Origin of the sequence: Escherichia sp. R1, from assembly GCF_003000935.1 — a bacterium.
Lineage (GTDB): Bacteria > Pseudomonadota > Gammaproteobacteria > Enterobacterales > Enterobacteriaceae > Escherichia > Escherichia coli.
In genome coordinates this window covers 51,800-62,703 of the sequence record NZ_PSRU01000017.1, presented here as the reverse complement: position 1 = coordinate 62,703, position 10,904 = coordinate 51,800, and the positions used below count along the sequence as shown (strand labels likewise).

The window sequence follows — 10,904 nt, the reverse complement described above, 5'->3', positions numbered from 1 at the left end:
AATGAGTCAGAATGTTTATCAATTTATCGACCTGCAGCGCGTTGATCCGCCAAAGAAACCGCTGAAGATCCGCAAAATTGAGTTTGTTGAAATTTACGAGCCGTTTTCCGAAGGCCAGGCCAAAGCGCAGGCTGACCGCTGCCTGTCGTGCGGCAACCCATACTGCGAGTGGAAATGCCCGGTACACAACTACATCCCGAACTGGCTGAAGCTCGCCAACGAGGGGCGTATTTTTGAAGCGGCGGAACTGTCGCATCAGACCAATACCCTGCCGGAAGTGTGCGGACGTGTCTGCCCGCAAGACCGTCTGTGCGAAGGTTCCTGCACCCTGAACGATGAGTTTGGCGCAGTGACCATCGGCAACATTGAGCGCTATATCAACGATAAAGCGTTCGAGATGGGCTGGCGTCCGGATATGTCCGGCGTGAAACAAACCGGTAAAAAAGTGGCGATTATCGGCGCTGGCCCGGCGGGTCTGGCGTGCGCGGATGTCCTGACGCGCAACGGCGTAAAAGCGGTCGTCTTCGACCGTCACCCGGAAATTGGCGGATTGCTGACCTTCGGTATTCCGGCCTTCAAGTTAGAAAAAGAGGTAATGACGCGCCGCCGTGAAATCTTCACCGGTATGGGTATTGAATTCAAACTCAATACCGAAGTGGGCCGCGACGTACAGCTGGACGACCTGCTGAGTGATTACGATGCCGTGTTCCTTGGCGTCGGGACTTATCAGTCAATGCGCGGCGGGTTGGAAAACGAAGACGCCGATGGCGTGTACGCAGCGCTGCCGTTCCTTATCGCCAACACCAAACAGTTAATGGGCTTTGGTGAAACCAACGACGAACCGTTCGTCAGCATGGAAGGTAAACGCGTGGTAGTACTTGGCGGTGGCGATACCGCGATGGACTGCGTGCGCACGTCTGTACGCCAGGGTGCAAAGCACGTTACCTGTGCCTATCGTCGTGATGAAGAGAACATGCCAGGTTCCCGCCGCGAAGTGAAAAACGCGCGGGAAGAAGGTGTAGAGTTCAAATTCAACATCCAGCCACTGGGGATTGAAGTGAACGGTAACGGCAAAGTCAGCGGCGTGAAAATGGTGCGCACAGAAATGGGCGAACCGGATGCCAAAGGCCGTCGCCGCGCGGAGATCGTGGCAGGGTCAGAACATATCGTTCCGGCAGATGCGGTGATCATGGCGTTTGGTTTCCGTCCACACAACATGGAATGGCTGGCAAAACACAGCGTCGAGCTGGATTCACAAGGCCGCATCATCGCCCCGGAAGGCAGCGACAACGCCTTCCAGACCAGCAACCCGAAAATCTTTGCTGGCGGCGATATCGTCCGTGGTTCCGATCTGGTCGTTACCGCCATTGCCGAAGGTCGCAAAGCGGCAGACGGCATTATGAACTGGCTGGAAGTTTAAGCGAGGTAACAATAAATTCGCCAGACAGTGTCTGGCGAATTTATAAAACGAGCTATCCAACTAAATTTTAAGCCATTAAATCAGCCTTAATCTTCACTACCACCTTTTTAATCTCACCAGGTTCGCCAACAACGCATCCCGGTTTATGCGGTTCTCCTGGCATAAACACGGCGAACATTCCCGGTTTCAGGATGATGGCTTGCTCGTTTTCAATGGCGCTGCAAAGCTGATAATCATCTTCATGGTGGAACTCTTCACACTGACGCGCAGTGCCTGCCATGCCAAACAGAATCCGTTCCTCACCGTTTAATAACAGCTGGATATCAATGTATTGTTCGTGCAATTCGGCTTTTTTCTCAACGGGCGATTGAGTATTAAATGTCATGACATTCATAAAGATATTGTCGCCCTGTAATTCGTAACGGCCAGGCGCTTTTTCTTGCGGTCTGGCAGCTAATGCCAACGTTAACGCGTCCTGTAACGCAGGATGTAATCCGGCAGACGGTAATGACTGTACTTCACCCATCATCATAATATTTCTCCCTGGGCCAACAGCGCAGCCCCAAGTAAACCTGCATCGTGGCGGTAGTGCGCCGCCAGTAAATCAACATGAAATGCCGCTGGCTCCTGCGCCAGATACGTTTCCACCAGCGCCAGATACCCTTCTGCCAGACCAACGCTGCCACCGACCACCACGCACTGGCAATCAGTTGTGGCTTTAATATCAGCGATCAGCCTTGCAAGCGTACGTGCGGAGCGGTGAATCAGTTGCTGCGCCTGCTCATCACCCTGCCCGGCGCGCGTGAAAATAGTTTTCGCATTCGCACCAGCCAACTCCCCCTGCGCTGCCGCTGCAATGCCGCGACCAGAAGCAATCGCTTCCACGCAACCTGTGCGTCCACAGCCGCAGACTGGACCATGCGGATCGGCAAGCGTATGCCCGATATGCCCCGCCAGACCGCCAGGGCCGGTACGCAGTTTACCGCCGCTCACTACACCGCCGCCAACGCCGGTGGAAACAGTGATAAACACCATATCGGTTATATCGCCATCCAGCGCCTGATACTCCGCCCATGCTGCGGCCTGCGCATCATTAATGGCAATGGTCGGCAAATTGGTAAGTTGCTCCAGCGTTTTGACTAACGGAAAGTGTAACAATCCACCGAGATTATGCGGATTCAGCGCCAGCAAGCTGCCGTCGCGAATAATTCCGGTTGAAGCGATGGCAACCCGCTGCGCATGTGCTTGCAACGGAGAGACTAATGCGGATAAGGCATCACGCAGCGCCTGCGGAGTCTGGCTGGCAGGCGTAGGAAGTTCTCGGCGATCGCGGATCTGCCCGTCAGCGCCAATCAGCGCGGCGGCAAGTTTAGTACCGCCGATATCAATCGCCAGTGTGGTCATAGCACCGCCTTTTTCATCGCTGTGTTGTACCACTGACAAATGTGTTCAAGACGCGTAATGGCAGAACCGACCGTCACCGCCCACGCGCCGTGGCGCATCGCATCCGCCGCCTGAGCAGGCGTGTTGTAACGCCCTTCGGCAATCACCCGGCATCCAGCGTCACTCAACGTTTTCACCAGCGCCAGATCCGGCTCTTCTGGCGTTTCAGGCGTAGTATAGCCAGAAAGCGTAGTGCCAATAATTTCGGCTCCCAGCTTTTGGCATGCCAGGCCGTCTTCCGGCGTTGAGCAGTCGGTCATCGCCAGTAAACCGTGATGGTGAATACGTGCCAGCAGCGTTTCAACTGGCACCGGACGCGGTCGGTCGGTGCCGTCAATCGCGATAATGTCCGCGCCCGCCTGCGCCAGCGCATCAACATCTTCAATATAGGCCGTGATGCGTACCGGAGAATCCTCCAGATCGCGCTTCACAATCCCAATAATCGGCACGCTCACCACCGCACGCGTGGCTTGCAGATTTGCCACACCTTCAATACGAATGGCGACCGCGCCCGCCTGCTCTGCCGCTAATGCCATGGCAGCGACGATTTCGGGTTTATCGAGCGGGCTGTCCGGAACCGGCTGGCAGGAGACAATCAGGCCACCGTTAGCAGCGATTTTTTGATCCAGTTGTGCAAGTAACGACATACATCTTCCCTTAGCGAAAGGCCCGGTACAGAGACCGGGCAACAGGATTAACTTTTGGTTTTGACTAAATTGTTTTTGGCGCTGCCAAATGGCACGGCACCGCTAAATGGTTTGCCGTCGATAGCGTCATGAGTACGCAATGCTTCCGGGCGCAGCCAACGCTGAACACGAGAAGGCATATCCAGACCAATCAGCAGGATCACCACAAATGTCAGACTGAACGAGAGCGATGCCAGCGCAGTACCCAGATCCAGACGTTGAGCGATCAACGCGCCGATGATTGGGGCCAGTGCACCGCCCAATGCGCCAACGTTGTAGGTAAAGCCCAGGCCCGCTGCACGCTGGTCGGTATCGAAATAACCGCCAATCAGTTTCGGTAAGATCCCGGCGATCCCTTGTCCAAGCATTTGCTGGAAGAACAGTAACAGACCGAGCACCCAGACGTTTGCGCCGCCAATCGCAAATACCGGAATAATCAGCAGCTGCGAGGCCAGCAGACTACAAACGTATGCTTTGCGGGTTCCCAGCCAGTCACCGAGGAAGCCCCCGACGCAGCACCCCACCGCCGCGCCAAAGCCACTAAAGAACAGCACATTGGCGACAGTATGCGGGTCATAAGCCAGATCGGTTTTCAGATACGTTGGCAGCAGCGCCTGAATCGGCCATGAGTAGAGGAAAGCGAACAACACGACCACCATCAGCATTACGCCCGTTGGCCAGCGTTTGCCCGTACTCTGCACCATAAAGCTGATAAAAATTGCGGCGCATAACAGCCCAAGAACAGCGACGATCGCGGCATTTTGCAGGTTACCGGCGAAGCAGAACCACAGCGCAGTAGCCGCCGCCAGTGTCATTACGATATTGGCAATGCGATGTTCACCACGGTAGAGAATATCCACCATTGTGCGTACCGGTGCTTTACCCCCGTGTTTCTCTTTCCAGTCTTCCGCTTCCGGGATGTTTTTACGCAGCCAGAGAGCAAAGATGATTGGCAAAATGCCGATAAAGAACAGCGCACGCCAGCCCCAGACCGGAACCACCAGACTATAGACCTGAGCGGCAACGACGGCCCCCACTGAGAAGCCTGAAATCAGAAAACCACTGGCTTTGTTACGCAGATGCTTTGGCCAGCTTTCAATGACATAGGTGGCGCTGGAACCGTATTCACCCGCCATCCCCATGCCAATGACCAGACGAGCGATAAACATGGTGATGTAGCCTGGCGCAAAGCCGCAGGCCAGCGTCCCGGCCGAGAAGAGAACGATGCTGGTGACCATTGCCAGACGACGCCCGTAGCGGTCACCCATAGCGCCGAGCATCAGGCCGCCGAACCAGCGAGAGATAAAGGCTGCGGAGATCAGACTTGCCGCCTGCACCGTCGTCAGCCCGAATTCACCCTGTACTTCGGTGAGTACCAGGGCGATTAAAACGAAATCAAAACCGTCAAGCAGATATCCCAACCAGGCTGCGGAAAATGCCCGCCATTGTGCGCGGTTAAGATGGCGATACCACGGGATATTCTGGGTTGTAGTACTCATTGTGAGTCTCCCGCGGTGGGCGATGCCCACACGCTTTGGTATGAAAATTGTAGGGTACAGATGCGTTTATTTCCCCTCACCCGGTAGGGGCGAGCGAGGGGAAACAACTCACCCGCGCTCTTGCATCAACTGCTGGGCCAGCGCCTTCAGTTCTGGCAGATATTTTTCATCTACCGGACCAAACGGTTTGCGGCACAGCGGCACAGAAACGACATCCATATAATGCAGGACAGTTTTCAGGCCGCGGAATACGCCCGTTTTGATCAGTAAATCAATGACTTTGTTGCACTCAGTTTGCAGTTTCTGCGCGGTCTGGATATCGCCTTCTTTCAGCGCCTTCACGATCCCCTGATAACGCCAGCCCATGATGTTGTAAGTGCTGCCGATACCGCCGTCTGCGCCCGCCAGAAGACCAGAGGCGAAGATTTCGTCGTAACCGTTATAGAGCACCAGATCAGGATGTTCACGACGGATCTGCTCCATCTGATAGAGATCGCCAGAGGTCTGTTTCAGCGCACCTACACCAGGCAGCGTAACCAGGGTGTTGATCTGATCCAGGGTCAGTTTTACCCCGCTCAGGGCTGGAATGTTGTACACCACCATCGGCAACCCATCCGCCGAATCAATAATTGCCCGATAGTGATCGCAGTGTTCTTCAAAGCTGAAAGGATAGTAGAACGGCGTGACGGCGGAGACGGCATCGAAGCCATAACGTTTAGCCGATGCCGCAAGTTGTTGGCTTTCGGCGGTGCTGACGCAACCGACGTGGGCGATGAGTTTAATCTTACCTTTCGCCTCTTCGGCGACGATTTCCAGTACCTGTTCGCGCTCGGAAAGGCTTTGTACAAAGGCTTCGCCTGTCGAACCACCCACGTACAAACCGTCGATGCCCTGCTGAATATTGAACTGAACCAGGCGGCGCAGACTCGCTTTATCCAGTGCTTGTTGTTGGTCAAAAGGAGTCAGGAGTGCAGCCATTACGCCACGTAAATTCGTTGCCATAAATACCTCTGAAGTGATGCTTGTCTGATAAACGATATACCTTTATACCTGTTATACCAGATCAATTAAGCAACACCCCATACAGAAAGCTTATAATGCGATCTGCTTCACTAAAGTGGCATTATTTCTTTTTGTTGGTGGTCTGACCGAAGGCGTGCCAGGTAGCAGAGACGCTGTTGAGATGCGATTGCAACGCGCGATCGGCTTCGTCAGGATCATGACGGCGGATCGCGTCAACGATCGCAATATGCTGTTGATAGCTAACGTTGTTATGCTCATGCAGAGCCTGATCGGCCACGGTTGGACGTGCGGCGATTAGCCAGTCGAGCAGGGCAACGTGGATCGCCATGAAGATTGGGTTACCAGGGATCTCCGCCAGAACGCGGTGGAAATCAACGTCTGAGCGAATGAATGCCGCGTTGTTATCCAGCGACTGACTGTTGATTTCCAGTGCTTTTGCCAGCAAATCGATTTGCTCATCGGTGGCGTGTTCAGCCGCATAGCGCACCAGGCTGGATTCAAAGAACAGACGTAATTGTTCGAAATGGGCAATCCCACCAGGATGAGAAAGGAAATCTTTCGCCATGCCGGAAAGCTCGCCGATGATGGTGTCCGCAGAAGGACGTGAGACGCGGGCACGTTCGCCGTTGTTTATTTGCACCAGACCTTTGCGTTTTAACGCTGCCAGCGCTTCGCGCACCGAAGGACGCCCGACGTTAAAGAACGCCATCAGTTCGCGTTCAGACGGTAATTGTTCACCTTCACCAAATTCACGACGGCGGATCATCTGTTCCAGCTCTTCTTCCACCATTTCGGAGAGTTTTTTACGCGCCAGCGGGCGGCTGCGCAAGTTGCGCCCGATAGTGGTAGTAGAATCTTCAGCTTGCGGATCAAATGCGTTCATAGGACTCATTCAGGAAAATGCGTTAGCGGATAATAACGACGCTATCGTAGCACAGTATCAAAGTCAGGCGAAAAGATGACAGATAGCAAAACAGGCCACATGGGCCTGTTTTCATTTTACTTCACAACGCGTAATGCCGGTCGACCACCGCGTGGTGGCTGCGGAGGTTCATCGTCAGGATGAGTTTCATCATCGTGATCTGGCTTGTCGCCATCGATAACCGACATAACGGTTTCGTTGTCTGCCGATGCCTCTTCATCATTCATGATGCTGGCATCTTCATCGTAGGCAGCTTCAGGCTCAAACATCGTGCCTGCGCCATTTTCACGGGCGTAGATAGCTAGCACAGCAGCCAGCGGCACAGAAACCTGACGCGGAATGCCACCAAAGCGCGCGTTAAAGCGCACCTCATCATTCGCCAGTTCCAGATTGCCGACAGCACGCGGCGCAATGTTGAGTACGATTTGCCCGTCACGCGCATATTCCATAGGAACCTGCACGCCAGGGAGCGTCACATCCACCACCAGGTGCGGCGTGAGCTGGTTATCCAGCAACCACTCATAGAATGCACGCAGCAGATAGGGACGACGTGGTGTTAGCTGTGACAAATCCATACAGATTAACTCCGGCCCAGACGCATTTCACGTTCTGCTTCAGTTAAAGAAGCAAGGAAAGAGTCACGTTCAAAGACGCGGGTCATATAGCCTTTCAGCTCTTTCGCACCCGGGCCGCTGAACTCGATGCCCAGTTGCGGCAGACGCCACAGCAGAGGAGCAAGGTAGCAATCGACCAGGCTGAACTCATCGCTCAGGAAGTACGGCTTCTGACCGAAGACCGGCGCAATCGCCAGCAGTTCTTCGCGCAGTTGCTTACGTGCGGCATCGGCTTCAGAAGCTGAACCGTTGATGATGGTGTTCATCAGCGTGTACCAGTCTTTTTCGATGCGATGCATGTACAGACGGCTTTCACCGCGAGCTACCGGGTAAACAGGCATCAGTGGCGGATGCGGGAAACGCTCATCCAGATATTCCATAATGATGCGAGATTCCCACAGGGTCAGCTCACGATCCACCAGGGTCGGAACGCTCTGATTCGGGTTGAGGTCAATCAGATCCTGAGGCGGATTGTCCTTTTCCACGTGTTCGATCTCGAAACTTACACCTTTCTCAGCCAGCACAATGCGGACCTGATGGCTATAGATGTCAGTAGGACCGGAAAACAGCGTCATTACCGAACGTTTGTTGGCAGCGACAGCCATGAAAACCTCCAGGTATAGTCAGAATTTTTACTGCTACCAGCCACCAGGTGGCCAGTCAGAAGTTGTGTTACCCAGTAAGGAACGACTCTCTTTGTTCGAAAATCAAACAAAAAATGAGCAATACCCGACATTTGGGCAGAAAATTGGATGATAGTTTACCAGATTTTGTGACCTTTGTGGTGAGTCGATGCCGGAAATGGGGAAAAAGAGATGCGCTTTAGTCTGAAATAGTTGACTTAGTCCCTTATTGGCGATGTGGTTTTTGTTTTGCCTGTTGTCAGACGGCAGCAAAAAGCAACTTTCCATTTTTTACGCTGATGCAGATTTTAGCCATAAAAAAACCCGCCGAAGCGGGTTTTTTCGCAAATTGTTTTCTGCCGGAGCAGAAGCCAATTAACGTTTGGAGAACTGCGGACGACGACGTGCTTTACGCAGACCGACTTTCTTACGTTCAACCTGACGAGCGTCACGAGTAACGAAGCCAGCTTTACGCAGTTCAGAACGCAGGGACTCGTCGTATTCCATCAGAGCGCGGGTGATACCGTGACGGATCGCACCAGCCTGACCAGAGATACCACCACCTTTAACGGTGATGTACAGGTCCAGTTTCTCAACCATGTCGACCAGTTCCAGCGGCTGACGAACTACCATGCGAGCAGTTTCACGACCGAAGTACTGTTCCAGAGAACGTTGGTTGATTACGATTTTACCGTTGCCCGGTTTGATGAAAACGCGAGCTGCGGAACTTTTGCGGCGACCAGTGCCGTAGTATTGATTTTCAGCCATTGCCTATAATCCCGATTAGATGTCAAGAACTTGCGGTTGCTGTGCCGCGTGGTTGTGCTCGTTACCCGCGTAAACTTTCAGTTTACGGAACATAGCACGACCCAGCGGGCCTTTTGGCAACATGCCTTTAACCGCGATTTCAATCACACGCTCAGGACGGCGAGCAATCATCTCTTCAAAGGTCGCTTGTTTGATACCACCGATGTGGCCGGTGTGGTGATAGTACACTTTGTCAGTACGCTTGTTGCCGGTTACAGCAACTTTGTCAGCGTTCAGAACGATGATGTAATCACCGGTATCTACGTGCGGAGTGTATTCCGCTTTGTGCTTACCGCGCAGGCGACGAGCCAGTTCAGTAGCCAGACGGCCCAGAGTTTTACCGGTCGCGTCAACAACATACCAGTCGCGTTTTACGGTTTCTGGTTTAGCTGTAAAAGTTTTCATTAAAAGCTTACCCAATAAATAGTTACACGTTGGTGAACACCCAAACGTCTTCAATTGTTGAGGTTCACACGACAAAGTCCGGCAAACCTACCCCTTCGAATAGCCTATGCCAGCACACAAAAAGTTTCGGGAAAAAAAACTTTCTTGTAACGTGGGGTCGCAGGATTATAGAGAAGTCGGGGTCAAAGATCGACCCCTTTTTGTGATTTGTGGCAGGTTTTACCCCGCCAAATGCTCGCGCTTCAAATACTCTTCGCTTTGCATCTCTTGCAGACGTGACAGGCAACGCTGGAACTCAAACTTCAGCCGCTCGCCCTGATAAATTTCATACAGCGGCACTTCTGCACTCACCACTAATTTGACATGGCGCTCGTAAAACTCATCCACCAGCGCAATAAAGCGTCGCGCTTCGCTCTCCATCAACCGCGTCATAACTGGTACATCAAACAACATGACCGTGTGAAAGAAGCGTGAGAGCGCAATATAGTCATGCTGACTGCGGGCGTCGACGCACAGCGTAGTAAAAGAAACCGCCAGCGTCTGGTTCTCGACGCCCATTGTCGCCAATGGCCGATGGTTGATTTCTAACGTCGGTGAATTTTCTCGTTTCGCCCCCGCCAGCGCCAACCATAGTTTATCCATTTGCGCCCGGGTTTCATCGTTGAGGGGCGAAAGCCACAGATGCGCCTGAGTGAGTGTACGCAGTCGATAATCAACACCAGCGTCCACGTTCATTACATCACAATGCTGTTTAATAGCATCGATTGCAGGCAAAAAACGCGCACGTTGCAGGCCATTTCGATAAAGTTCGTCCGGCGGAATATTTGACGTCGCTACCAGCGTTATTCCGCGAGCGAACAGGGCTTTCATCAGGCCGCCAAGTAGCATGGCATCGGTAATATCAGAAACAAAAAATTCGTCAAAACAGAGCACGTCAGTTTCTGCTTTAAAGCGATCGGCAATAATTTCCAGCGGATCGGTCTGCCCCTGCAAAGCAGTTAGCTCTTCATGTACCCGCAGCATAAAACGGTGAAAGTGCAGACGCTGTTTCCGCTCTCCCGGCAGGCTTTGATAGAAAAGGTCCATCAGCCAGGTTTTCCCGCGTCCTACACCGCCCCACATATATAAGCCACGCACTGGCGTATGCTTTGTGTCTTCGCGTTTACCCCACAGCTTACCGACCCGCGCCATTAGCCCACTCGTCCTGGGGGCTGGAGGCGTGCTATTGATGAGTTCCTGATAAATAATTTCCAGGCGGCTGACGGCCTCTTTTTGAACGTCGTCGGGTTGATGGCTGCCTTCATTGAGCGCCTTCAGGTATTGCGATGTTGGGGTAATGCTTTGCATGATCTTATTGTTATTCCTTGAATAATCGGTGCGCCGTTGTTCACGGTTGACGAAAAAAAGGCCGTTCTACACTACGCGATATGCAGTCGGGATTCCACTTCTGTGGAATTAACGG

General features: G+C 53.1%; 12 protein-coding genes. 1 reads left to right on the top strand and 11 read right to left on the bottom strand.

Annotated elements, in window-relative coordinates:
• Window position 1 precedes the first annotated feature (1 nt).
• Complete coding sequence (gene gltD / locus C4F37_RS19490; protein WP_000081665.1) at window positions 2–1,420, top strand: glutamate synthase subunit GltD; 1,419 nt, start codon at window positions 2–4, stop codon at window positions 1,418–1,420.
• Between the two features lie 67 nt (window positions 1,421–1,487).
• On the opposite strand, the gene nanQ is transcribed toward gltD, so the two are convergent.
• The 11 genes from nanQ to zapE all read right to left on the bottom strand — a co-directional run bounded on the left by nanQ (window position 1,488) and on the right by zapE (window position 10,789).
• Window positions 1,488–1,952: an N-acetylneuraminate anomerase gene (gene nanQ, locus C4F37_RS19485; RefSeq protein WP_000979874.1), complete on the bottom strand. Its 465-nt coding sequence runs from the start codon at window positions 1,950–1,952 to the stop codon at window positions 1,488–1,490.
• Entirely contained in the window at window positions 1,949–2,824 is an 876-nt protein-coding gene (nanK, locus tag C4F37_RS19480) for an N-acetylmannosamine kinase (protein ID WP_000209057.1), read from the bottom strand. Before nanK ends, nanQ begins: the two co-directional genes overlap by 4 nt.
• Window positions 2,821–3,510 (bottom strand): N-acetylmannosamine-6-phosphate 2-epimerase, encoded by a 690-nt coding sequence (locus C4F37_RS19475; RefSeq protein WP_000054239.1) that lies wholly within the window; start codon window positions 3,508–3,510, stop codon window positions 2,821–2,823. The genes nanK and C4F37_RS19475 overlap by 4 nt, the downstream gene beginning before the upstream one ends.
• 47 nt (window positions 3,511–3,557) lie before the next feature.
• The gene (gene nanT, locus C4F37_RS19470; RefSeq protein ID WP_000108474.1) at window positions 3,558–5,048 is read right to left on the bottom strand and encodes a sialic acid transporter NanT; all 1,491 of its coding nucleotides are present in this window, start codon (window positions 5,046–5,048) and stop codon (window positions 3,558–3,560) included.
• Between the two features lie 108 nt (window positions 5,049–5,156).
• Window positions 5,157–6,050 (bottom strand): N-acetylneuraminate lyase, encoded by an 894-nt coding sequence (gene nanA / locus C4F37_RS19465; protein ID WP_000224714.1) that lies wholly within the window; start codon window positions 6,048–6,050, stop codon window positions 5,157–5,159.
• A gap of 121 nt (window positions 6,051–6,171) precedes the next feature.
• Window positions 6,172–6,963: a transcriptional regulator NanR gene (gene nanR, locus C4F37_RS19460; RefSeq protein WP_000074795.1), complete on the bottom strand. Its 792-nt coding sequence runs from the start codon at window positions 6,961–6,963 to the stop codon at window positions 6,172–6,174.
• Between the two features lie 107 nt (window positions 6,964–7,070).
• A complete protein-coding gene (gene sspB, locus C4F37_RS19455; protein WP_000366127.1) occupies window positions 7,071–7,568 on the bottom strand; it encodes a ClpXP protease specificity-enhancing factor in 498 nt (165 codons plus the stop codon).
• Window positions 7,569–7,573: 5 nt separating this feature from the next.
• A complete protein-coding gene (sspA, locus tag C4F37_RS19450) occupies window positions 7,574–8,212 on the bottom strand; it encodes a stringent starvation protein SspA (protein ID WP_000257293.1) in 639 nt (212 codons plus the stop codon).
• 393 nt (window positions 8,213–8,605) lie between these two features.
• Window positions 8,606–8,998 (bottom strand): 30S ribosomal protein S9, encoded by a 393-nt coding sequence (gene rpsI, locus C4F37_RS19440; protein WP_000829818.1) that lies wholly within the window; start codon window positions 8,996–8,998, stop codon window positions 8,606–8,608.
• Window positions 8,999–9,013: 15 nt separating this feature from the next.
• On the bottom strand, window positions 9,014–9,442 hold the full coding sequence (gene rplM, locus C4F37_RS19435; protein WP_000847559.1) for a 50S ribosomal protein L13: 429 nt from the start codon (window positions 9,440–9,442) through the stop codon (window positions 9,014–9,016).
• 219 nt (window positions 9,443–9,661) lie between these two features.
• Window positions 9,662–10,789, bottom strand: a complete 1,128-nt coding sequence (gene zapE, locus C4F37_RS19430) for a cell division protein ZapE (RefSeq protein WP_001539845.1) — start codon at window positions 10,787–10,789, stop codon at window positions 9,662–9,664.
• Between the last annotated feature and the right edge of the window lie 115 nt (window positions 10,790–10,904).